The sequence below is a fragment of the Paenibacillus marinisediminis genome (genome assembly GCF_054343325.1).
In genome coordinates, this window is the sequence record NZ_JBTGUH010000001.1 from 216173 (window position 1) to 239616 (window position 23444).

Sequence of the window (23444 nt, forward strand, 5' to 3'; positions counted from 1 at the left end):
CCTCACTTGTATTACTCGACTAATACACTATAGGCATAGCAAGTCAGTTCCAATGCTCGCTAATTAGATCAACAACCTTTTTAAAGGACAGGTTAATCTCCTTGGCAGATTGAATAAATTCGGTTACCATCTCTTTCGTCAGCTCCGCTTCCAATCGATCGAATAACGCTTCGTCCACATCGATCACGCTTCCGAGCGTACTGCTCGTGCGCACGAATCCCTCATCCTCCATCAGCTTGAATGCTTTCTGAACGGTGTTGGGATTAATGCTCAGCTGCGCGGCAACTTCACGTCTGGAAGGAAGCTTATCGCCCGACTCGGCCTTTCTCAGCAGAATCTGCCGCTTCACATGCATCACGATCTGCAGGTACACAGGGTCTTTATTATTCAGCTTCAGCTCATAGAAGTTCAACACATCAACCTCACCGCCTTGTAACTTAACTGTATTATGATCATAATACAACAATATTGTCAATAGATGGAATTATAGTAAGGTGATTCGGCCAGGTTAGGCTTAAACCAACTAAGGGAAGCAGCATATTGGCCAATGATGCATACCAATACGCGCTTCCCTTCTCGGGTACTTCGATATGGACCTCTACGGTATAAGGGTCAATTGGAATTTTGCCGCTTGATAATCCGAAGGATTAATACTTGTTACATGGTATTGCCCCGTCGTCCAATCTTGGACCTGATTCTTGTACCACCGACTCAGTACATGCCCGGACTGACCTGGTCCTAGCACGTTGAACGACTTCGTCGGATCCGCCATGTCGATCACCGTTCTCCATGGAGCGCCATGATCGACTTCTCCGGTCGTCTTGTTCCAGCCAGCTGCGCCGACTGTAACTCGGCCGCCGCCCATTGGAGACGGCTTCGGGTTAAATACGAGATCAAGCGGCTTCACCGATCCTAATGGATGCGGGAACTCGACTTGGTGGAAATCACCCCACTGCCACTTTGAAGGCTCCTTTCCTTGCAAGGATACAGCATGATCAACCGCGAGCTGCAGTGCTTGAACCGCTATATTCTCCATGCCGCCTTTGCCATCGATCCAAGGCTCCTTCTCGCCGGCTATACCATTGCGCAGGATCTCATCCTTAACGATCGATTTGTCGCTGAACAGCTTCATCATCGCTTCCGATATTTCCGGCTTGAATAGTACATCGTCAAAGTGCTGGATCCACAACTCATAAGCAAGCGGTGCGGTTTGATCGGGATCATTGACTTTATTCCAGCTCTGCAGGAGCGCAAGAGCCTCTTTATCAATGGATCGAAGCGCCGAGTTGCCATCCACCTTAGCAATTAGACCATCCAAAAATTCTTCGGCTTGCAGATTGTGGCGATCTAACTGCAGCTGAAGCAGATCATCCTGAGTTAGCACTGGCTTGCTCGCCAGCACCTGCTGAATTCGCGCCTCGCGATACGGCTGCGACCAGCTATCCGTGATATGGTAGGGATAACTGTCTCCAACTACCTTATTATTTGCTGTAGCGATATACCCTACTTCAGGATTAACAGAGGTCGGAAGCTCTTCCCACGGAATATATCCCGTCCACTCGTACTCATCTGTCCAGCCAAGTACCGGCACCAAGCCATTCCCCTGCTTGCGAATCGGAATCTTGCCATTTGCTCGATAAGCGATCGTGCCATCGTTCGAGGCGAACACAAAGTTTTGTGCCGGCGCATGGAAATACTCCAGACTTTGCTTGAATTCATCCCAATTCTTCGCCTTTGCAAAGCGCTGAACCGCCTCCAATTCAGTCGTCGGCTCAAGCGCTGTCCAGCGCATCGAGATGGCGGTATCCTGCTTGTCATCCTTGGCAAATTCCGAAATAATCGGTCCATGCCTCGTCTCGACGACTTCATAGTCAACCGAAGGCTCGCCTTTGATCTTAATGACTTCATGGAATACTTTAGCCGGTTCCCATTTTCCCATATATTCGAACTCATAAGGATTGCTCGGATTCCGCTTCTCAATATATAGATCCTGTACATCCGGTCCCAGATTCGTAACTCCCCAAGCGATATTCTGGTTGTGACCCAGTATAATGCCAGGAACTCCTGCAAATATAACTCCGCTGACCTCAAGCTCAGGTGCTTGAAGATGAGTCTCATACCAGATGGAGGGTGTGTCCAGCCCCAGATGAGGGTCATTGGCAAGCATCGGTTTGCCTGAAGCAGACTTCGATCCCGCTACAACCCAATTGTTGCTGCCATTGTACGGATCAGGGACTATTGCCGCAGAAGCGAATTCTGTCAGATCCACTGGATTATTCTTGATCGCTTGTATGATCAAAGCCCCGTCCTCTGGATAAGTAGGAAATAAGGACTGTGCCTTCTCCGGAGCTAATTCCTGAACCATGTGATATCGGAATGCCTGCCCTTCCCAGCTGTCTGAAAGGTCATACGCCATGAATTTCCCGATCGTTAGCGAATCAATGGCCGTCCATTCCGTCGGTCCATAGCCCAGAATCGTGAACTCGATCGGAAGTGCTCCCGTTTCTTTCGCATGGTTCATGTAGCTGTTCACGCCTTGCGCATACCATTCCAGCACCTGCTGCGATTGTTGCGAATACGCATTCCACGAGGCTTCGGCGGCGCGTCGAAGTCCGAATGTGAGAAAGAACTTATCGCGATCTATCGCTTTCTCGCCGACCACCTCGCTTAGTTGCCCAGACGCTTGCCGTCTGCTCAAATCCATCTGGAACATTCGATCCTGCGCTGTAACAAAGCCTTGTGCCATATATAGATCATGTTCGCTCTGTGCCTCAATGTGGGGAACTCCCGATTCATCCCGCCATACGTTAACGGGCTTCTCCAGCCCTATCAGCTTTAACTCACCCTTAACAACCGGCAAACTCTTATTGACCAGCCAATATACGTAGCCTCCTGCGCAGGCAACCAATACAACTACTATCAATGCGATGATTCCCACGACCCGCGGCCAACGCTTTCTTCGCGGCTTCACGTTAGGAACGGTCACTGCTGTTAACAGTCTCATGCAGGACTCCCCCTATCATTATAAAACTACAGATTTCTCATACATTATATGGGCTAAAGCGTTTTCACACAAGATGACAGAATTGGAATTTACATAGGTATTTTTACAATATATAGCGAGTGATGTCGAATGTTCTGTTAGCTCGATAAGCTGTTGGTTCATTTCCAAGGTAAACTACAAGATTTCCTTTAAAATTTAAATTAATTATTGAAAATGATTATCAGTATCATTATAATAGGGTTTGTTATCAGTGATAATCATTATCAATTATAAAAAGGAGCGTCTACCCGTGTATAAATCCAGTTGGAAATTCATGCTCATAATCGCACTGCTTGCGATTATGGTTGGTTGTAATAAGCCATCATCATCCAACGTTGCATCCTCCACCGCCGTCGATGAGGCAAGGCTTCAGGAAATCCTTGCTCAGTTCAACGATAAGACACCAGCTAAAGTGGTGACCTTATCCGTCTCGATCTCCGAGCTATTGGGCGAGTTGGACGTTATTCCTGTGGGTGTTCCGACGACATCAGGCCAACTGCCGGCTGCATTTGATCAAGTTCCGCGTATCGGTTCGTCTCACAAGCCCGATCTGGAGCAAATCGCTAAGCTACAGCCTGACATCATACTCGTTCCCGCTTCGCTTAAAGACAGCATGAGCAACATGTTCGCCGCCACTTCCTTACCGCTTGCTTACTTGCCAGTCGACTCCCTGGAAGAACTGAAGCTGACAACGGTCGCATTAGGGAAGGTGTTCCAACAGGAGAGCAAAGCAGAAGCATTCCTGCAGACATTCGCCCAAGCTGAACATGCAGTACTGGAAAATGCAAAGGGCAAGACATCTCCATCCGTCATGCTGCTCTTCGGCTCTGCTGAATCGTTAATGTTTATGAATGAAGATACATATGCAGGCAGTTTAGTAAACAATCTAGGCGCAACAAACGTCGTCTCTGACGTACTCAAACTGGAAGAAACCTATGTTCCTATCAATATGGAAAATGTCGCAGCCGCTAATCCCGATGTCATTCTGTTGGTTGTTCACGGCGACCCTGAAGCTGCTATCAAAGCCTTCGAGGAAGATACGAAGAAGAACGGCGCTTGGGAGAAACTGAATGCCTTCCAGAACGACAAGCTGATCGCGCTGGATTACGATCTTTTCGGCATCGCGTCGATTGTCAAAGCGCCGAATGCTTACAAGGAACTAGAGAAAATATTGTATAACTGATTCGGAGGAATTCAGGGTGACTGAGAAACAGAATAGAAAGGCCGTCATTATCGGAATCAGTGCCCTATTGCTGCTCGTAGCAATTCTACTATCTATCGGATTGGGCAGCGTCCAGTATTCAATGGCAGAAACCATCCGTACCTTGTTTGGAAATGGGGATGCCGCCTCTAATATGATCCTATGGGACATTCGAATTCCGAGAGTGATGCTTGCTCTGCTGGTCGGAGCGAATCTGGCCGCTTCCGGCGCACTGCTTCAAGCGGTCATGCTCAATCCGCTCGCGGATCCAGGGTTGACGGGTGTATCGAGCGGAGCAGCGGTAGCCGTATTGTTCATTCTGCTCGTTCGACCCGACTACATCGCGCTAGTTCCTGTGGCTGCGATTCTCGGGGGCATGGCTGCGGCTTGCCTCGTATATGTCTGGGCCTGGAACAAGCGCACGGGCTTCACGCCGATCCGCATCATTCTATCCGGCGTAGCGGTCAACGCTGTATTCGGCGGCGTGATCGGGATGCTGTCCCTGCTGTACAGCGAGCAGCTTCCCTCCGCCATGCAATGGCTAAATGGCAGCCTTGCCGGCAAAGGAATGGGCGCGGTAACCGTTCTTCTCCCCTACTCCATCGTCGGATGGATCGCTGCGCTTCTATGTATCCGTCAAGCGAATATATTACGGTTAGGAGAACAGGTTGCCCATAATCTCGGGCAAAACTTAAACCGCATCCGCTTCATGCTGTCATTAGTCGCTGTTTATCTGGCTGCTATTTCCGTATCAGTCGTGGGTCTCGTAGGCTTTGTAGGCCTCGTCGTGCCTCATATCGCCCGCATCCTGCTCGGCTCCGACTATAAGCTGACCTTGCCCATGAGCCTGCTGCTAGGCGCGCTGATTCTGCTTGTCGCGGATACCGTGGGACGAACGGTATTTGCGCCGATCGAAATACCCGCGGGTATCATCATGGCGTTGCTTGGCGGTCCATACTTTCTATACTTAATGCGCAAAGGGGAAGCTTGAGATGCTTGAGGTGCAATCGTTGACGATTCGCTACGCCGATCGAACGATCGTAAGCGACTTCTCGCTTGAGGTGCGTGAAGGCGAAGTCGTGTCTATCATTGGGCCAAATGGCTCCGGCAAATCTACGATTCTCAAAGGCTTGTCTCGTCTCATTCCTTGTGAGAGCGGGCGGATCTGTATCGCTAACCAAGAGCTGTTTCGTTTGAGTACTAAGCAGGTGTCCCGCATCATGTGCATGCTCTGTCAATCGAACGCATGTCCAGCAGATATGACGGTCGAAGAGCTTGTTGGATACGGTCGGGTCCCGCATAAAAAATGGTACGAACGGTTTGACGCAAGTGACCACGAGGTGATGGAGTGGGCTCTGGAGCAAACCGGGATGCTCTCGTACCGAGACCGACTGATAGTCTCCTTGTCAGGCGGAGAAGCGCAGCGTGCTTGGATTGCGATGGCGCTTGCTCAACGTCCCAAGATCCTGCTGCTCGACGAACCAACCACATACCTCGACATCGCGCATCAGCTTGAGGTGCTCGAATTGGTTCGAAGACTGAATCACGAATTAAAGCTTACCGTCGTGATGGTGCTTCACGATCTGAACCACGCAGCCGCTTATAGCGATAAGATCTGCGTGATCAAGGAAGGCGTGATGCGAGAATTCGGCCATCCACGGCAGGTTCTTACGCCGGAGTTGATCCGGCAAGTATACGGTGTCGAGTCCGAAGTGGAATATGCTGCAGGCAGTTCCGCTCCGCGAATTCATATTTTACAGAAAAGTAGAGGGATTAATTATGAAGCAATTGGATAAGGACAAAATCAAGCTGCAATATTTGACCTTTGTAAGCAGCCTGAAGACATTAATGCTGAGCACAGTTGACGAGGACGGCATGCCATTTATCTCGTATGCGCCTTTCGTGAGATCTAACGGCAAGCTCTACATTTACATCAGCCAGATTGCTAACCATTATCGGCACATCGAACAACATCCAGCAGTTGATGTCATGCTGATCGAGGACGAATCGCAATGCGGTAACTTATTTGCTAGGCAGAGAGCACGTTTTGTGTGCACGGCTGTCAATGTAGGCAATGAAGGGCATGAGGATGTATTCGAGCTGTTTGAGAATTCCTTCGGCAAGGCCATGATTCGAATGCTTCGCGGTTTAGACTTCTCACTGTTCGAGCTGACTGTTCGAGATGGACGCTATGTGGCGGGATTCGGTCAGGCGTTCGATATCGACTTATCCGGCGACCGCTTCGACCATGTTGCAAGAGATGGACATAAGCCTGCCAATCCAACTTCATCCGAAAAAGGAGCGATGAACAGTGACAGTTGAGACCGTACTGCCAATCTGGAGATCCCTGCAAGAACGATTTCACAAGACAGCGAGGAACTTGCCTGAGAAGAATCTGCCTCTGAAGCTCGGCAGCGCTTCAATTGGCTACATGCTGCGCCATAATGCGGAGGTCGAGTTCATGTTCGCAGAGTGGTTCTTCAACCGCCCGATGCCAGCAGGTCTCACGATCCTTACAGGTCGCGGGGCGGCCGGTGCCATGTCAGACTTTGCTGACTTAGCAGAACTGGTGGCGATCTTGGAGGCTTCGAACGAGCATTTGATCGCTGCGATGCGGGATTTGCCAGATGAGAAATGGAATGAGCCTGTCAATTCTCCGATGGGTCCGTCCACTCCGCTGGAAGCAGTCGGGAGACTCATGTACCATACGGGCATCCATGCCGGCCAGATCTCCCTCATCCAAAAATGCGCGGCTGAGAAGCGATTGGATGAGGTCACATAGAACCCTGATAATTTATAATGTGTTGTGCATTCTGTTTCAGTACAGCTGATTAATTGTATATTAAGTTTCTTCAGAAGCATGTTGAACTTTTTTAAGTTATTGGATTGAACCCACTCTTTTTTCTATTGATGAAATCAGAAGCTCAGCTTATACTGACAGCATAGGTCGTGAAGCACACGCCGCTTTAATACAACCACTCTGATCTTCGGGGTGCGGTGTATTGGAGCGGCTTTTTGTGTTATTTGATGAAAAGGAGCTGGTGCAGTTGTCGCGATTCGAGCAAAAGTTAGAAGAGTGGATACAAGCTAATCTTGCAGCGGAAGGAAATCATAGGAGACGTGAACTACTATTGAAGGGATTAGGACATGGGACTGTTGAGTTTCTGCGTGTGGTCTGGTTTCCTGCTGTCGGAAACTTCGAGCACTTGTATCCTGAATGGGAAGTGCGGGATTTCAACAACGGGTACCGCTATCTTGATCTTGCATACATGCCTCAAGGTGCAAAGGGCGGGATTGAGATACAAGGCTACGGGCCGCACGCCAGAGATCTAGATGTTCGACGCTTCAAGGATCTATGTCTTCGTCATAGCCTGTTGTCCCTTGATGGCTGGACATTTCTGCCGATCGCCTATCCATCCATTGTGGATGAGCCTAAACAATGCCAGCAGCTAGTGCTCGCATTTATCGGAAAGTTTATGTCAACCGATGTACCTAGCTCATTGTCATGCTTTGAAGCCGAGACGCTGCGATTTGCACGAAGATTGCTCCGACCGATATTACCCATGGAGCTTGCTGCCCACCTCAAGGTAAGCGATCGACACGCTAGACGAATCTTGCACAAACTCGTTCATCTGCAAATGCTATCCCCAGCCAGCGGTAACGAGCGAGTGAGAACTTACAAGTTAGTGCAGTAAATACAGTCTAAGCGCCAGTTTCGCGGACCCAGGGGACCTTATTTGCGCCATATTGGTCAATTTGGCGGGGGACGCGGACTGACGTTCCGTTATTTCTGAACTTTCAGCTCATTTTGGCTGCTTCTGAAGTAAATAACGGATCCACGGTCCGCTCAACCCTCGATTGACCCCTTTTTCGCGCAAATAACGGCCCTACGGTCCGTTGCGATTCGCGCCAGCTAGTCGCACCTGCCTCCACAGCTTGCTTGCGGACACAGGAGACCTTATTTGCGCAATATTGGTCAATTCGGCGGGGGGGGATGCGGACTGACGTTCCGTTATTTGTGAACTTTCAGCTCATTTCGGCTGCTTCAGCAGCAAATAACGGATCCACGGTCCGCTCAACCCTCGATTGACCCCTTTTTCGCGCAAATAGCGGCCGTACAGTCCGCTGCGACCTGCGCAAGCCCGATGCGCCCACCGCCACAGCTTACTCGCGGACTCAGGAGACCTTATTTGCGCCATATCGGTCAATTTGGCGAGGGACGCGGACTGACGTTCCGTTATTTGTGAACTTTCAGCTCATTTTGGCTGCTTCAGCAGCAAATAACGGATCCACGGTCCGCTTAACCCTCGATTGACCCCTTTTTCGCGCAAATAACGGCCCTACGGTCCGCTTCGACCTGCGCAGGCCCGTTGCACCTGCCGCCGCTGCTGGCTCGCGGACACTGGAGACCTTATTTGCACCATATTGGTCAATTTGGCGGGGGGTGCGGACTGACGTTCCGTTATATGTGAACTTTCAGCTCATTTCGGCTGCTTCAGCAGCAAATAACGGATCCACAGTCCGCTTAACCCTCAATTGACCCCTTTTTCGCGCAAATAACGGCCCTACGGTCCGCTGCGACCTGCGCAAGCCAGTTGCATCCGCTGCCACAGCTTGCTCGCGGACACAGGAGACCTTATTTGCGCCATATCGGTCAATTTGGCGAGGGACGCGGACTGACGTTCCGTTATTTGTGAACTTTCAGCTCATTTTGGCTGCTTCAGCAGCAAATAACGGATCCACGGTCCGATAAGACCTCGATTGACCCCTTTTTCGCGCAAATAACGGCCCTACGGTCCGCTTCGACCTGCCAGGCCCGTTGCACCCGCCGCCGCAGCTGGCTCGCGGACACAGGAGACCTTATTTGCGCCATATTGGTCAATTTGGCGAGGGATGCGGACTGACGTTCCGTTATTTGTGAACTTTCAGCTCATTTCGGCTGCTTCAGCAGCAAATAACGGATCCACGGTCCGCTTAAACCTCGATTGACCCCTTTTTCGCGCAAATAACGGCCCTAGGTCCGCTTCGACTCGCGCCAACCCGCTGCACTTGCCGATGCAGATCCCTTTAAGCCAAGTTATTGTACCTCCAAAGTATCTTCCTGCACATTCGAAGCATCCAATACCGCGGCATTGATCGCATTCAAGAAGGCCATTGCGCTCGCCTTGATGATATCCGTGTCCATTGCGCGCCCGGAATAAGTCCTTCCTTGATAATCGATACGAATGTTCACCCGGCCGATCGCTTCCTTCCCGCGGGACAAGCTGCTGATCTTATAATCCTTCAGCTGCACATCCATACCAGCCAAAGACTTGATGACACTATACAAGGCATCGATCGGACCGTCGCCAACAGCACTGTCTTTGAACGTTTCCGAGCCCTTGCGCAATTCGACGGTAGCTGTAGGATACAGATCATTCGTGACCACTTGGAAAGACTCCAGCTCATACAGGTGACTGCTGCTGACATCCATCGTACGATGGCTCGTGACCAAGTAGAATACATCGTGATCATAGACCTCTTTCTTAGCGTCTGCTAACGTAAGGAACTTGCTAAACAACTGTTCGAAGTCCTCTGCATCACTCGTATCGAAGCCCATCTTCTCCACCGCATTCTTGAAGGCGTGGCGGCCCGAACGCGCGGTCAGAATCAGCTCCATGCTCTCAGCACCCACTTCTTCCGGCGACATGATCTCGTACACATTCTTATCCTTCAACAATCCATCCTGATGGATACCGGAAGAATGAGCAAATGCATTTTCCCCTGTAATCGCCTTGTTCACCTGCACATCCAATCCCGTCAAATGAGTCAGCAACCTGGAAGATCGAAGGAGCTCCTGAGTTTTAATTCGAGTGCTGCAGTTATAATAATTCTCCCTTACCTTAAGTCCCATGACCACTTCCTCCAAAGAAGTGTTGCCTGCTCTCTCACCCAAGCCGTTGATCGTGCACTCTACCTTCTGCGCCCCGTTCTTAACCGCACTCAATGTATTCGCCGTCGCCATTCCCAAGTCATTATGGCAATGCACGCTTAAGATGACCTTGTCATTCAAGTTCTTCAACCGATCGTTGATCTTGCGAATCAGCTCGCCGAATTCCTCAGGAACCGCATAACCGACTGTGTCTGGCACATTGATCATCGTTGCTCCTGCTTTCACAACCGCTTCAATCGTACCCCACAAATATTCAAAGTCCGACCGCGACGCATCCTCTGTTGAATACTGAACATAAGGCAGCAATGTCTTGGCATACTTTACAGCGTCTACGCCCATCTGCATAACCGCTTCCTTGGAGCGGCTGAACTTCTTCTCCACATGAATGTTGGACGTGCCCAGCACGATATGAATTAGTGGATTCTGGGCAATCTTAATGCTCTCATATACCGCGTCAATATCACTCTTAACAGCACGGGCAAGCGCGGTTATAGAGACGGAGTCCCCTACGCTTCGTGCTATTTCCTGTACCGCCTGGAAGTCTCCTGCCGATGAAGCAGGAAAGCCTGCCTCAATGATATCGACTTGAAGCCGCTTCAATTGCTGAGCAAATTCAATCTTCTGCTGTACGTTCAATTTCGCGCCTGGAACCTGTTCTCCATCACGCAGCGTCGTGTCCAATACGATAATATTACGAGTCATCGACATTTTCCTCCTTAAGTTGGCTTAGTAACTATATGTGACGCGGTGTTGGTTAAACCCGGAATTCAACCAACAAAAAAACCCCGTCTCTACGTATAGAGACGAGGTTGAACCCGCGGTACCACTCTAATTCATTTCACTGAAGAAATGAGCTCCTTCGATGGCCATCACCATCTATCCCTGTAACGGTGGAATTCCGGCTTACCCTACATATCGGGCAGCTGTTCATAGACGAGTTCGAAGCAATCGACACTGCCGTTTCGCACCAACCAACGGCTCTCTGCAAGGTCTGCTTACCTCTACTATTTCTAATCGTAACATTTCGCTGTTAATTTTTTCATTATTATATTGTCATTGCAAAGTATTGTCAACCATTATCCTCAACAATCCTGAAAGCACCTTCGTTACGCTGCTCTTCTATCATGCCATGCTTGAGCATAATGTAATCGATATGTTCCTTATGAAACTGATGGTACTTCAGCCCGTACGATGCTGGAATGATAGATGCCATTGTTTTATTGAAAGGCGTCGCTGTTGCGCTTCCTCTTACGATATTTTTGGTGTGGGCTGGCCTTCTATTGGGAAGGAAGCAGGCTTCAACCAGCATCAAATAATTACCATTCAAAATTAAGGCAAAACATATTTACTCCGCAAATATATTTAGGTAAACTAACTACTAGTAAATCTAATTAATAGGCTATCTAATAATTAGAAAAGTTTAGTAATGTCGGATGGAGGGAGATCATGGAACGGGAGCGCAGTCAAGGTAAACGACTGATTGAGGCAATGGCCAAAATAAAACGTGTGTCATCTAAGCATCAAGTTGATGACCTTGTGCCCCAACGCGAATTTTATGTATTGGAACTTATCAATAGTCGCATGCAGTGCAATAACCCCGAGAAACAGGGACAGCTTGCTCCGCCAGGTATAAAAGTATCTGAATTGAGCGAGATCTTGCACATTACGATGCCCTCAGTATCACAGATGATCAATGGCTTAGAGGAGAAAGGTTATGTTAAGCGCGTCACGACCAAAAATGACCGACGAGTCGTTTATGTAACGCTCGATGTTGAAGGAGAGGCCGCATTAAAGAGAGCCAAAAAAGCTTTCTTGAACTTTACCGATGAAATTGTAACTCGGCTTGGGCATGAGGAAACAGAGCAGCTTATCACACTCTGCACTCGTCTATACGAGATTATTGGTGACATCAAGAATCGTCAAGCCTAGTTACGTTACCTATTAAAGCACTTATCTGATCATCATCTTCGATCTTTACTTCAGAATTAGAGAGGAAAGGAACATGTTATGGTTAAACTCGCCAAATATTTAAAGCCCTTCATCGCGATGCTAATTGTAGCTATTGCCTTATTGTTCGGGCAAGCGATGGCGGATCTGAATCTGCCGAATTACATGTCCAACATTGTCAACACGGGTATTCAGCAGAACGGTATCGAGAGTGCCGTACCTGAAGCGATCAGCGAAGATGGCTTCGCGCTGATGACCTCCTTGATGAAGGAGCAGGATAAAGCAATAGTCGAACAGCATTACAAGCTGGTCAATGCAGGAGATAAAGAGTATATCGATAAGTATCCCCTGTTGGAAACTAAAAATGTGTACATCTTACAAGATAATAACAGCACTACTATCGATGAATTAAATCCAATCTTCGGCAGAGCTGCTTCAACGTTCATCCAAGTTTCAAAGCAGATGGCTGCAGCACAAGGTGATCAAGCGGAACCTGCTAAAGAGACGGATATGTCTAAGATTGATTACAAAGAGATATACAAGCTGACGCCTGTACTTCAACAGCTCCCTGAGGAGAAGTTGGATGAGGCAATTGCTGATGCTAATAAGATGGATCCTGCTATGCAGATTCAGACTGGGACAGCATTTGTTCAGATGTTGTACAACGAACTGGGAATGGATGTTGCCAAGATTCAGAGCACGTATATCTTGAAGACGGGTCTGATCATGCTTCTGATCGCACTCGGCGGTGCCATTGCTACGATCGGTGTTGGTTTTCTTTCTGCAAAAATTGCTGCTGGAGTGGCGAAGAAGCTGCGCCGCGATGTGTTCGCCAAAGTTGAAAGCTTCTCAAACAATGAATTTGATAAGTTCTCTACTTCATCCCTGATCACGCGTACGACGAACGATATTACGCAGATTCAGATGCTCATCATTATGGGTATTCGCATTATGATCTACGCTCCTATCCTAGGGATAGGCGGAGTGATCATGGTGTTGAAAGATAATAGCTCCATGACCTGGATTATCGGTCTAGCGGTTATCATGCTGATCGCGTTGATTGGGATTGTATTCTCTATCGCAATGCCGAAGTTCAAAATCATTCAGAAGCTCATTGATAAATTAAACCTCGTATCGAGAGAGAATTTGAGCGGTCTGATGGTTGTGCGCGCATTCAGCACACAACCATTTGAGAAGAAACGCTTCGATAAAGCAAACCAAGATTTGACGAATACGAACTTATTCGTAAACCGTGTCATGGTATTCATGATGCCTGCCATGATGCTTATTATGAACCTTACTACCCTGCTGATCGTATGGGTTGGCGCTCATCAAATTGCCGATTCCGCGATGCAAGTCGGGGATATGATGGCCGTTATGCAATACGGCATGCAAATTATCATGTCCTTCTTAATGATCTCGATGATGTTCATTATGGTACCGCGTGCTTCCGTTTCTGCTCAACGTATCGTAGAAGTACTGTCAACGGAGCCTTCGATTCAAGATCCTGATCAAACCAAGTCGTTTAAGTCGGATAAGACAGGTGTGATTGAATTCCGCAATGTAAGCTTCCATTATCAAGATGCGCCGGAAGACGTGCTGACTAATCTTACATTCACGGCTAAGCCTGGTGAAACGACAGCCATCATTGGATCAACTGGTTCAGGTAAATCAACGCTAATTAACTTGATACCTCGCTTCTATGATGTCACGTCCGGTGAGATTCTGGTAAACGGGATTAATGTTAAAGATGTAAATCAGCATGACCTTCATGAGTTGATTGGTTTTGTGCCGCAGAAAGGTGTGCTGATGTCCGGCTCTATTGCCAGCAACTTGCGTTATGGCAAGAAAGAAGCCTCCGATGAGGAAGTGCATCTGGCAGCCGAGATCGCGCAAGCAACAGACTTTATTCTCAAGGATGAGGATGGCTTCGAGAAGAACATATCAGCAGGCGGATCCAATGTGTCGGGCGGTCAGAAGCAGCGTCTATCGATTGCACGCGCACTTGTGAAGAATTCACCTATCAATATATTCGATGACAGCTTCTCCGCGCTTGACTACAAGACAGATACGGCTCTTCGTCAAGCTTTGAAGAAGTACACGGGTCATAGCACCGTTATTATTGTTGCACAACGTGTTAGTACGATTCGCAATGCAGAACAAATTATTGTATTGGATGAAGGTAAGATCGTCGGTATCGGTAAACATGAAGACCTGCTTCAGAACTGCCCGACATATCTAGAGATTGCGTCATCCCAGCTTTCGAAGGAGGAATTGCAATGAGTGAGAAAGCCTCCAAATTCGGTAAACCGAAGAACAATGGGCCGATGGGCCGTGGGCCTGGCGGACCGGGAATGATGATGCCGGGAGAGAAAGCGAAGGACTTTAAAGGAACCTTTAAGAAGCTGATTGCTTACTTGGGTCAATATAAGGTTGGCGTATTCTTCGTTATCCTCTTTGCCATCGGATCTACGATATTCAATATAATAGGTCCTAAGATTCTTGGTAAAGCAACAACCAAATTATTCGAAGGTGTCATGGATATCATTTCGGGCACAGGGAACGGCATTGACTTTGATTATATAAGCCAGATTATGCTGATCCTAGTCGCTCTCTATGTCATAAGTGCACTGTTTGCTTATATTCAAGGATATATCATGTCTCATGTTTCGATGAAGGTGACTTATAACCTCCGACGCGATATTTCGGAGAAGATTCATAAGCTGCCATTGAAATATTTTGACAAGAAAAATTATGGTGAAGTGCTGTCTCATATTACGAATGACGTTGATGCGATCAGCCAGAGCTTGAACCAAAGCTTGACCCAGATCATCACCTCGGTAACGAGCATTATCGGGATCATGATCATGATGTTCACGATCAGCTGGGAGATGACGTTAGTCGCGCTCATCGTACTGCCGATATCCTTTATCTTCATCATGATGGTCGTGAAGAAGTCGCAGAAGCACTTCTCTGCACAGCAGGAGTCTCTTGGACATGTCAATGGCCACATAGAAGAGATGTACGGCAGCCACACCGTGATGAAGGCATTTAACGGTGAAGAAGAGTCCATCAAGAAGTTTGATGAGCATAACGACACACTGTACAAATCCGCATGGAAATCCCAGTTCTTATCTGGGATGATGATGCCGATCATGATGTTTATCGGTAATCTCGGCTACGTCGCTATCTGTATACTTGGAGGATACTTGGCTGCTAACGGCCGAATCTCGGTCGGTGATATCCAAGCCTTCATCCAATACATGCGTCAATTTACACAGCCAATTGCGCAAGTTGCAAATATCTCGAACGTCCTGCAACAAACGATGGCGGCGGCTGAACGTATATTTGAATTCCTTGATGAAGAAGAAGAAACAGCAGATACAGCAACACCAGCAGACGCTTCTCATATTGAAGGTGCTGTGCGCTTTGAAAATGTTCACTTCGGATACAATCCGGAGAAGACAATTATCAACAACTTCACCGCCAGCGTGAAGCCTGGTCAGAAGGTCGCTATCGTAGGACCTACAGGCGCTGGTAAGTCAACAATCATTAAGCTGTTAATGCGCTTCTACGATATTCAAGATGGCGCAATCATGATCGATGGCACCGAAATTCGCGACTTTACTCGCAACGACTTACGTTCGCAGTTCGGTATGGTGTTGCAGGATACTTGGTTGTACAACAACACCATTAAAGAAAATATTCGATACGGTAAACTCGATGCGACCGATGAAGAGCTCTATGCTGCGGCTAAAGCTGCTCAAGTCGATCACTTCATTCGCACGCTGCCTGACGGCTATGACATGGTGCTTAACGAAGAAGCAAGCAATGTATCACAAGGTCAGAAGCAACTGCTTACGATCGCACGTGCGATCTTGTCCAATCCGCGGATACTGATCTTGGACGAAGCGACCAGCTCGGTTGATACACGTACCGAGATTCTGATTCAGAAAGCAATGACGAATCTGATGAAGGGACGCACGAGCTTCGTGATTGCTCACCGTCTGTCCACGATTAAAGATGCCGATCTCATCTTCGTGATGAAGGATGGCGATATTATCGAGCAAGGTACTCATGATGAACTGTTGGCACAAGGCGGCTTCTATGAGAGCCTGTACAACAGCCAATTCTCCGAAGGAGAAGAGGAAGCAAGCTAGTAACATGATTGAAGCCTGAGGATAAGGAGGGGTCTCCTTTTCCTCAGGCTTTTTTTCTTTACCGATAATCTCCATCAGCATTGATATGGACGGTACTCTGATCCGCGCTTCGAATATCGTCAGCCTTCCAAATAACAAGGGCTTTGACTTAATGCTGAGATCGAGCTTTATCCAGTTTGCGCAGAACTTCTTTTGCCGCTCGCTCTCCCGTCTCCACAGCCCCGTTAAAAAACTGTTGAAAGCTCAGAGACGTATGTTCTCCGGCAAAAAAGCAATTATTCTCAGGCTCGCCCAAGATTCCTCTGAATTTAGTATATTGCCCTACCTTGTAGCAAGAGTATGAACCTTTCGCCCAACGTTGGCCAGGCCAGTAATCCAACCTTGCCTTTCCATTCCACTTAGCCGATAAACCAGGGAGATCCGGCTCAACTAATCTCAAAAATTTCGTTGCGTGAGCGTCTACTGAGCCAGTGCCAAAACGGTTGCCGATATTGCCGCCGGTAAAGTCGACCAGAATCCCTGATTGACCTTCCTGAGCTCTCGTTGAATCCCAAGTATCCTGATACCCTCCATTGGAAACAATCGCACCGCTACTGCCTAGTGAAGTCCAGTGGCGGTCCGTAAACTGCAATGTCAGCTTGGAATTCGTGGATACGCCCAACTCCTGGATAGCGGTCAGCTTCAAATCTCTGATTCCAGCTCTGCTTAAATCGATATCGCGCAAGGTTGCAACCGGTACAGCAACAATGACGTAATCTGCATAAACACCGCTTGTTCTTCCGGTAAAATGCATCGTATACGTCCCGTCCTTGTTCAAGGACAAGGCTTCTAGTGGCGACGACATCGTGATTTGACCATCCAGAGCATTCGCCAAACGCTGCGGGATCAGATCATTCCCACCGCGAATTCTGTATCTTTCATCGCCGCCGCTTCCAAATGGGGAAAAGTTGTTTCGGGTTGCCGTACTCATGGCATACACCATCATAAGCGAGCTTATCTCCGAGCTTTCCAAGCCAGCGCTTGCCGTATAAGCCAATTCCACCGATTTTCCGAACTGTGAGTTCATCCCTTCCGGAACATAAGCGTTAATCCAGTCGACGATAGACATCTGATCCAGTTCATAACCGCGACGCGTATAGTCGGTATACAACGTCACGTCTCCGGCGGCTCTGCGGTCCTTGAGAAGCTGCGGACGAACCTTCATAAAGGCTTTTGCCAGCATGTCAAGCTCGCAAATCTTCCCGTCGATAATAAGCCGGAAATCTCCCTCTTCATACGCCCATAAGTCGTCTACCTGCAGATTAAGCTCGCCAATCAGATTCAATAGTGCGGCATGATTGGTATTGATCAGCTCACCGCCGTGCTCATACGTTTGCCCTTCGTTGAACTCGTTTCGACCTGTCCAGCACCGTCCGCCGATGCGATCGGACGCCTCATAGACTTGGGCGCGGATTCCAGCCTGCTTCAATCGGTATGCCGCAGTTAACCCTGCAAGTCCCGCACCGACGACCGCTACGCGAGGAGCTTTTGCTGCTTGGGCAATCTTCGCTTCTAGATTGAAGATTGCCGGAGGTATGGCCAATGCTGCAGAAGCAAGAACAGCCTTTTGGAGAAATGCCCTTCTCGATATGCTCTGTTGAACACGTTCTTCAATAACCTGCTCAACCGATATCTCTCTTTCAGCCGCTTCGCCTGCAATGCTGGCAGCGGAATTCAGTTGGCGCATAAAAGGCGATTTCGACATCCGATCCATCCTCTCCGTGATAGATAACGATCAGTCAAATTTAATCATGACATGCTTCAAGCGGGTGTACTCTTCCAGAGCGTAAATCGACATATCCGAACCGTAACCCGACATTTTGTGTCCCCCATGCGGCATTTCACTCAACAACATCAGATGAGCATTCGTCCATACTTCCCCGAAGTCGAGCTGCTTGATCGCTTTCATCGCACGGTCCACGTTTTTGGTCCACACGGAGGATGCGAGCCCATACTTGCAGTCATTAGCCAAGCGGATCGCCTCTTCATCGGATGCAAACGGCGTAACCGTAATGACTGGGCCGAACACTTCCTCCTGCATGATCTCATCCATTTGCTTCGCACCTGAGATGACCGTCGGCTTGTAGAAAAAGCCCGGGCGATCCAAGCGCCCCCCCCCCGTCAGCACCGTACATCCCGCATCTACAGCGCGTTGTACCATCCCGTCAATCTTCTGCAAATGAGCCTCCGAAATAACAGGGCCAACCAGTGTATCCTGCAGCATCGGATCTTCTACCGTGACGCTTTCCACGTTATCAATCAGTTTGCTGATAAACTCATCATAAATCGATTCTTGAATGTAGATTCTCGTTGCCGCCGTACAATCTTGGCCGCTGTTGTAGAAGCCGCCTGCTGATGCCCAAAAGACCGCATCATCGATATTCGCGTCGTCAAATACGATGAAAGGCGCTTTGCCGCCCAGCTCCATATGCAGCTTCTTCATCGAGGCAGCGGCCTCCATAGCGATGGAGACGCCAGCACGAACGCTGCCAGTAAGCGCCGCCATCTTTACTTCGGGATGACGGACAAGCGCTGCCCCAGCTTCCGTACCGCGGCCGGTTACGACATTCAGCACGCCCGGAGGCAATATGCCAATGCTCAATTCCGCAAGCTTCAGAGCCGTTAACGGGGTAAGCTCAGAAGGCTTCAGCACAACCGTATTGCCTGCGGCGATTGCGGGACCGATCTTCCATATGGCCATTGCAAGCGGAAAATTCCATGGCGCAATCGAGCCAATCACACCGAGCGGCTCTCTGCGGATCATGCTGCTGTGCTGGGCCATATATTCGCCGGACACCGGCCCTTGCAGCATCCGCGCCGCACTAGCGAAAAACCTCAAATTGTCGACGATGAATTCAATTAGGTGCGCCGAGAATTGAATCGGCGTTCCTACGTTGTGAGTTTCCATCACTGCTAACTCTTCCGTATGCTGCTCTATGCGATCCGCAAGCTTTAATAAAGCGACGCTTCGTTCGCCCGGAGTCGTGTGTCTCCAAGAGGAAAATGCGGCAACACCAGCTTCGACAGCCGCATGAACATCTTCCTCCGTGCAAGCGGGAGCCTCTGCAATGACCTCTCCCGTTGCCGGGTTTACAATAGAATCAAATTGGTTGCTCTGGCTGTCGACGAATTGCCCATTAATGAAAATTTGCTTTCTTACCGTCATATCCAGCTTCACCCCTTCTCCAGCTTTTCCTGCTACTTCAGCAGCCATTGCTCATAACGCTCTTGAAGCGCTTCGAAATTCTCAAGCCAGTAATCATCGCTAGTCACGAATTGAATCTTTTGCAGTTCTGGCGTTACACCAAGTCGTTTCTGATCGTCTTCCGACAATTTGTCAACCGCCTTTTGATTCGCAGGCGCATAATCGGCCTTCTTGCCGAAATCGGTTTGTACCTCTTCGGAAGTCGCAAAAGCAATAAATTTCATGGCGAGGTCTTTATTTTTCGTTCCTTTTGGTATAACCCAACCTTCGTAGTTGCGGAACGCGCTCTCATAGGTATAATCAACCGGCGTCCCATTTCTCTTCTGTTCTGCTAGTGTGCCGTCATATGACGTCGACAAGGCCGCCGTGCCGTTCATCAGGAGCTCCGGCACTTGCACGCCGCTAGTCCACCAGGTCTTAAATGAGCTTTTAATCTCATCCAGCTTCTTAAACGCACGATCTACGTCCAACGGATACAGTTTGTCAATCGATACGCCATCGGCAATCAATGCCATTTCGAGGATTGGAGCCGGGAATCGATATGCGGAACGTCCACCGGGGTACTTGTTCAAGTCCCAGAAATCAGCCCATGTCTTAGGCGCTTTAGATGAGTCGATCTTTTCGGAGTTCCAGCTCATGACCGTAGCAAACGATTCGGAAGCGATAAAAAATTCAGTAGCCGTTTGGTCGGTATATCCATCCTTCTTAACGACATTGTAGTCAAGAGGTTCGAACATCCCTTGACTGCCGGCCATTTTACCGAAGAAAGAGTCGACGTTCACGACATCCCAGGTTACATTTCCACTGTCGACCATCGCCTTCAGCTTACCGTAATCTGGCGGCGACTCGATTACGATCTTGACGTTATACTTCTTCTCGAAAGGTTCGATGATCGTTGGCTTTCGGTATCCGGTCAAATTCGCGTCCCAATCGACGATCGTCAACTTCTGCGGCTCTGCTTGATCAGAGCTGCCCTCCTTATTGCCGGAACATGCCACCAGCAAAGTAGTTAAAGCAAGGACGAGAACCAATACGCTCATTTTTTTCAACATTCAAACTCCCCCTAGGATTAAATCAGAACATTTCATTTTCTATTTCTGAGTATTCCGTTTTGCTGCAGTTGAAGTGATCCATCCTTGAACCAAGAACATCGCCACAGTCATTACAATCAATATGGTCGATACAACAGCAATGCTCGGATCGATGCTTGTGCGCAAGCTTTCCCAGTACTTGACCGGAAGCGTCTTCGTATTCGCGCCTGATATAAACAGAGAAATGATCGGCTCGTCAAACACGATCGAAAAGGCGAACACGGCTCCCGAAATCAGCCCTGTTTTAATTAACGGAACGGTGATCTTGAAAAACGCGCCAATCGGTGTAGAACCTAGTCCCATAGCGGCTAACTCCAGATTGCGGTCGACCCCTTTCAAACTGGCGGATACGGTTACAAATACAATTGGAATCGCAAGGACGGCGTTCGAGAAAATCATGCCCGCAAACGTATCCGTTAGCTTAAATGGCGCAAAAAATTTATATAGTCCGATTGCAACTACTACCGCGGGAACAACCATCGGCGAAAGCATGAGCGGAACAAATAATTTTTTACCCCAGAAATTCAGCCGCATAAAAGCAACCGCAGCCATCGTCCCCAAGATGACAGCGATGATCGCCGTCGTAAAGCCAATAAACAAGCTCCGCAGGAACACTTGAATCCATACTGGGTTATGCAGCACTTTGTCGTACCAATCAAGCGAATATCCTGGCGGAGGAAATTGAAAGTAAGATGCCGATGTAAACGACAAGGGGATGACGAGCACGATCGGAATCAAAAATAGAAACATAATAAGCGCTACCAGAAGCCTTAACCACATGGTCAAATCACTCCTTTGAACGCGGAATGATTTCTGAACAGAAAGTAAGGCACGGCGATTAGAAGTACGGTCGCTCCCAGCAAGATGATCGAAAGTGCCGCCGCCATATTCCAATCCAATCTCACGTTGATAAAGTTGGCGATCAGATTAGAGATCATCGTATCTTTCGGGCCGCCCAATATGACGCTGGTGATAAAGAAGCCAAGGCTGAATACGAAACTGATGAGCACACCTGCCAGCACACCTGGCATCGATAAGGGAAGCAGCACGTCGCGGAACACCTTCCATGGAGGAGCGCCCAAGCCTTCAGCTGCCTGCAGCAGCCTGCTGTCGATGCCTTGCATAACAGAGAGGATACATAACACCATATAAGGAAATAAATAATGGATCATGCCGATCATGTTGCCTGTCATCGAATACAGCAATGGCAGCGGTTGGTCAATCAAACCGAGACCCATCAGCAGCTGATTAATCGGACCTCCGTCCTGCAGCATGATCATCCACGTAAACGTTCGGATAAGCACACTGATCCAGAAAGGGATCATAATAAGCGACATCGTGACTCGTTTCCAGCGGTCTGTTTCGATTCGATAGAGCAGATAAGCGACTGGATAGGCAAGAAGCAGCGTGATGGCAGTGGCGAATAACGATATTTTGAACGTATAAAGTACCACATTTAAGTACACCGGCGTCGTGAATATCTGGATAATATACTTGAGCGTATAGGACGTTCCGTCATGCACGCCAAGCTTCATAATGTTCACGATAGGAAGAAACGTCAGCAGCAGCATATACAATGCCGGAACGATAAACAGCAGCCAATGGAATCCTGGAACCGTCGTGAACGCAAACCTTCTTCTTAGCGGTGCTGCAGCTATTGGCGTATGCGTGTTGTTCATGCAAGACCTCTCCTCGCTCTCCTCTTCGTTCTAGGAAGCCTTGACGGCTTCTTGCGCACCGTCATCCGGAATTAGGGCCGCATCACCAGCATTCCAGCCGACCTGTATCTCATCGCCGACGGCAACATCTTTGGACGCCGCATAAGGAAGCTTTATCGTAAAGGCTTCACCTGTAGTGGCCTCAACCTCCACACGGAAGCAATCTCCGATGTACGTCTTTTCCTGAACCACCACTCTGTGAACATTGGAGTATTGCGCTTCTTCCCGGACGACATGCATGTTTTCGGGCCGAATCGCAATCAATACAGTCGAGCTCGGTTCGACATGATGTTCGATTCCAATATGACTGATGTCGCCGTTTGCCATCTTCACCGCAGCCGTTCCCGATTCGATGCCCATCAGTTCCCCCCGGATCCAGTTGATTTCGCCGATGAAAGAGGAGACGAATTTGCTCATAGGACTGTTATACAGCCTTTCAGGCGTATCAATCTGTTCGATCCGCCCTTTGTTCATCACGCAGATACGATCCGACATGGTCAATGCTTCTTCCTGGTCGTGCGTGACATTGACTGTTGTTATTCCTAATTTTTCTTGAATATGTTTAATCTCGTATTGCATCTGTTGCCTCAAATGTTTGTCCAGCGCTCCGAGCGGCTCATCCAGCAGCAGCAAGGGAGGGTTAAACACAATCGCCCGAGCGAGGGCAACCCGCTGCTGCTGGCCGCCGCTCAATTGACTCGGATATCGCGAAGCAAAGTCATCAAGCCGAACCGTTTGAAGCGCTTTGAATACTTGATCCTTTACTTCGGCTTGCGAAACTTTTCGTAAACGGAGAGGATAAGCAATGTTGTCAAATATCGTCATGTGAGGGAACAGCGCATAGTTTTGAAATACCATTCCAATGTTGCGGTCATACGCTTTCTTTTTTGTAATGTTTTGCCCATCCAAATAAATCGCGCCGTCGTTCAATTGTTCAAAGCCAGCAATCAGTTTGAGTAATGTCGTTTTGCCGGAACCGCTCGGTCCTAGAATCGTAACGAATTCTCCTTTTTGAATAGATAAGTCCACGTTATCTACAGCTTTAAATTTTTTATACAATTTGTGCGCGCTCTTGATCTCCAAATGGGCTATCATATCATCTCTCCTT

The 23444-nt window shown here is 48.6% G+C and carries 20 protein-coding genes and 1 other annotated feature; of the genes, 9 read left to right on the top strand and 11 right to left on the bottom strand.

The window, feature by feature from the left end; genetic code table 11:
- Positions 1-43: 43 nt before the first annotated feature.
- Entirely contained in the window at positions 44-475 is a 432-nt protein-coding gene (locus ACXX53_RS01110) for a GntR family transcriptional regulator (protein WP_458566759.1), read from the bottom strand.
- A 123-nt stretch (positions 476-598) separates the two neighbouring features.
- Positions 599-3004, bottom strand: coding sequence for a penicillin acylase family protein (locus tag ACXX53_RS01115; protein ID WP_458566760.1), 2406 nt, complete (start codon positions 3002-3004; stop codon positions 599-601).
- Positions 3005-3293: 289 nt separating this feature from the next.
- Here ACXX53_RS01115 and ACXX53_RS01120 point away from each other — a divergent pair, with 289 nt between their 5' ends.
- From ACXX53_RS01120 to ACXX53_RS01145, 6 genes are all read left to right on the top strand, one after another.
- Positions 3294-4226 carry an ABC transporter substrate-binding protein gene (locus ACXX53_RS01120; protein ID WP_458566761.1) on the top strand — a complete coding sequence of 311 codons (933 nt, stop codon included), beginning with the start codon at positions 3294-3296 and terminating at the stop codon, positions 4224-4226.
- 16 nt (positions 4227-4242) lie between these two features.
- The gene (locus tag ACXX53_RS01125) at positions 4243-5235 is read left to right on the top strand and encodes a FecCD family ABC transporter permease (protein WP_458566762.1); all 993 of its coding nucleotides are present in this window, start codon (positions 4243-4245) and stop codon (positions 5233-5235) included.
- 1 nt (position 5236) lies between these two features.
- A complete protein-coding gene (locus ACXX53_RS01130; RefSeq protein ID WP_458566763.1) occupies positions 5237-6040 on the top strand; it encodes an ABC transporter ATP-binding protein in 804 nt (267 codons plus the stop codon).
- Positions 6024-6566 carry a HugZ family pyridoxamine 5'-phosphate oxidase gene (locus tag ACXX53_RS01135; RefSeq protein WP_458566764.1) on the top strand — a complete coding sequence of 181 codons (543 nt, stop codon included), beginning with the start codon at positions 6024-6026 and terminating at the stop codon, positions 6564-6566. The genes ACXX53_RS01130 and ACXX53_RS01135 overlap by 17 nt, the downstream gene beginning before the upstream one ends.
- Complete coding sequence (locus ACXX53_RS01140; RefSeq protein ID WP_458566765.1) at positions 6556-7026, top strand: DinB family protein; 471 nt, start codon at positions 6556-6558, stop codon at positions 7024-7026. The genes ACXX53_RS01135 and ACXX53_RS01140 overlap by 11 nt, the downstream gene beginning before the upstream one ends.
- Before the next feature lie 265 nt (positions 7027-7291).
- Positions 7292-7939 (top strand): transcriptional regulator, encoded by a 648-nt coding sequence (locus ACXX53_RS01145; RefSeq protein ID WP_458567644.1) that lies wholly within the window; start codon positions 7292-7294, stop codon positions 7937-7939.
- Positions 7940-8275: 336 nt separating this feature from the next.
- On the opposite strand, the gene ACXX53_RS01150 is transcribed toward ACXX53_RS01145, so the two are convergent.
- From ACXX53_RS01150 to ACXX53_RS01160, 3 genes are all read right to left on the bottom strand, one after another.
- Positions 8276-8443 (bottom strand): hypothetical protein, encoded by a 168-nt coding sequence (locus ACXX53_RS01150; RefSeq protein WP_458566766.1) that lies wholly within the window; start codon positions 8441-8443, stop codon positions 8276-8278.
- 878 nt (positions 8444-9321) lie between these two features.
- The gene (locus ACXX53_RS01155; protein WP_458566767.1) at positions 9322-10878 is read right to left on the bottom strand and encodes a 2-isopropylmalate synthase; all 1557 of its coding nucleotides are present in this window, start codon (positions 10876-10878) and stop codon (positions 9322-9324) included.
- Positions 10879-10972: 94 nt separating this feature from the next.
- Positions 10973-11203, bottom strand: a binding site (T-box leader).
- A gap of 42 nt (positions 11204-11245) precedes the next feature.
- The gene (locus ACXX53_RS01160) at positions 11246-11389 is read right to left on the bottom strand and encodes a hypothetical protein (protein WP_458566768.1); all 144 of its coding nucleotides are present in this window, start codon (positions 11387-11389) and stop codon (positions 11246-11248) included.
- 233 nt (positions 11390-11622) lie between these two features.
- On the opposite strand from ACXX53_RS01160, the gene ACXX53_RS01165 reads away from it, so the two are divergent.
- The 3 genes from ACXX53_RS01165 to ACXX53_RS01175 all read left to right on the top strand — a co-directional run bounded on the left by ACXX53_RS01165 (position 11623) and on the right by ACXX53_RS01175 (position 16283).
- The gene (locus tag ACXX53_RS01165; RefSeq protein WP_458566769.1) at positions 11623-12105 is read left to right on the top strand and encodes a MarR family winged helix-turn-helix transcriptional regulator; all 483 of its coding nucleotides are present in this window, start codon (positions 11623-11625) and stop codon (positions 12103-12105) included.
- A gap of 78 nt (positions 12106-12183) precedes the next feature.
- Positions 12184-14406, top strand: a complete 2223-nt coding sequence (locus tag ACXX53_RS01170) for an ABC transporter ATP-binding protein (RefSeq protein ID WP_458566770.1) — start codon at positions 12184-12186, stop codon at positions 14404-14406.
- Positions 14403-16283, top strand: coding sequence for an ABC transporter ATP-binding protein (locus ACXX53_RS01175; RefSeq protein ID WP_458566771.1), 1881 nt, complete (start codon positions 14403-14405; stop codon positions 16281-16283). Before ACXX53_RS01170 ends, ACXX53_RS01175 begins: the two co-directional genes overlap by 4 nt.
- Before the next feature lie 148 nt (positions 16284-16431).
- Here the strand turns inward: ACXX53_RS01175 and ACXX53_RS01180 are convergent, their stop codons facing one another.
- Genes ACXX53_RS01180 through ACXX53_RS01205 form a run of 6 tightly spaced genes read right to left on the bottom strand, consistent with a single transcriptional unit; the run spans position 16432 to position 23431 of the window.
- On the bottom strand, positions 16432-18027 hold the full coding sequence (locus ACXX53_RS01180) for a flavin monoamine oxidase family protein (protein ID WP_458566772.1): 1596 nt from the start codon (positions 18025-18027) through the stop codon (positions 16432-16434).
- A 30-nt stretch (positions 18028-18057) separates the two neighbouring features.
- A complete protein-coding gene (locus tag ACXX53_RS01185) occupies positions 18058-19536 on the bottom strand; it encodes a gamma-aminobutyraldehyde dehydrogenase (protein WP_458566773.1) in 1479 nt (492 codons plus the stop codon).
- Positions 19521-20579 carry an ABC transporter substrate-binding protein gene (locus tag ACXX53_RS01190; RefSeq protein ID WP_458566774.1) on the bottom strand — a complete coding sequence of 353 codons (1059 nt, stop codon included), beginning with the start codon at positions 20577-20579 and terminating at the stop codon, positions 19521-19523. The genes ACXX53_RS01185 and ACXX53_RS01190 overlap by 16 nt, the downstream gene beginning before the upstream one ends.
- A 39-nt stretch (positions 20580-20618) precedes the next feature.
- Complete coding sequence (locus ACXX53_RS01195) at positions 20619-21398, bottom strand: ABC transporter permease (RefSeq protein WP_458566775.1); 780 nt, start codon at positions 21396-21398, stop codon at positions 20619-20621.
- 2 nt (positions 21399-21400) lie between these two features.
- Complete coding sequence (locus ACXX53_RS01200) at positions 21401-22297, bottom strand: ABC transporter permease (protein WP_458566776.1); 897 nt, start codon at positions 22295-22297, stop codon at positions 21401-21403.
- Positions 22298-22327: 30 nt separating this feature from the next.
- Positions 22328-23431 carry an ABC transporter ATP-binding protein gene (locus ACXX53_RS01205; protein ID WP_458566777.1) on the bottom strand — a complete coding sequence of 368 codons (1104 nt, stop codon included), beginning with the start codon at positions 23429-23431 and terminating at the stop codon, positions 22328-22330.
- Between the last annotated feature and the right edge of the window lie 13 nt (positions 23432-23444).

What these genes read in the sequence shown, in the direction of transcription:
- ACXX53_RS01200 (WP_458566776.1), bottom strand. Translation starts at nt 22,297, where the DNA reads ATGAACAACACGCATACGCCAATAGCTGCAGCACCGCTAAGAAGAAGG.
- ACXX53_RS01205 (WP_458566777.1), bottom strand. Translation starts at nt 23,431, where the DNA reads ATGATAGCCCATTTGGAGATCAAGAGCGCGCACAAATTGTATAAAAAA.
- ACXX53_RS01165 (WP_458566769.1), top strand. Translation starts at nt 11,623, where the DNA reads ATGGAACGGGAGCGCAGTCAAGGTAAACGACTGATTGAGGCAATGGCC.
- ACXX53_RS01135 (WP_458566764.1), top strand. Translation starts at nt 6,024, where the DNA reads ATGAAGCAATTGGATAAGGACAAAATCAAGCTGCAATATTTGACCTTT.
- ACXX53_RS01170 (WP_458566770.1), top strand. Translation starts at nt 12,184, where the DNA reads ATGGTTAAACTCGCCAAATATTTAAAGCCCTTCATCGCGATGCTAATT.
- ACXX53_RS01180 (WP_458566772.1), bottom strand. Translation starts at nt 18,027, where the DNA reads ATGTCGAAATCGCCTTTTATGCGCCAACTGAATTCCGCTGCCAGCATT.
- ACXX53_RS01155 (WP_458566767.1), bottom strand. Translation starts at nt 10,878, where the DNA reads ATGACTCGTAATATTATCGTATTGGACACGACGCTGCGTGATGGAGAA.
- ACXX53_RS01195 (WP_458566775.1), bottom strand. Translation starts at nt 21,398, where the DNA reads ATGTGGTTAAGGCTTCTGGTAGCGCTTATTATGTTTCTATTTTTGATT.
- ACXX53_RS01150 (WP_458566766.1), bottom strand. Translation starts at nt 8,443, where the DNA reads ATGGCGCAAATAAGGTCTCCTGAGTCCGCGAGTAAGCTGTGGCGGTGG.
- ACXX53_RS01185 (WP_458566773.1), bottom strand. Translation starts at nt 19,536, where the DNA reads ATGGCTGCTGAAGTAGCAGGAAAAGCTGGAGAAGGGGTGAAGCTGGAT.
- ACXX53_RS01130 (WP_458566763.1), top strand. Translation starts at nt 5,237, where the DNA reads ATGCTTGAGGTGCAATCGTTGACGATTCGCTACGCCGATCGAACGATC.
- ACXX53_RS01175 (WP_458566771.1), top strand. Translation starts at nt 14,403, where the DNA reads ATGAGTGAGAAAGCCTCCAAATTCGGTAAACCGAAGAACAATGGGCCG.
- ACXX53_RS01115 (WP_458566760.1), bottom strand. Translation starts at nt 3,004, where the DNA reads ATGAGACTGTTAACAGCAGTGACCGTTCCTAACGTGAAGCCGCGAAGA.
- ACXX53_RS01160 (WP_458566768.1), bottom strand. Translation starts at nt 11,389, where the DNA reads ATGGCATCTATCATTCCAGCATCGTACGGGCTGAAGTACCATCAGTTT.
- ACXX53_RS01190 (WP_458566774.1), bottom strand. Translation starts at nt 20,579, where the DNA reads ATGTTGAAAAAAATGAGCGTATTGGTTCTCGTCCTTGCTTTAACTACT.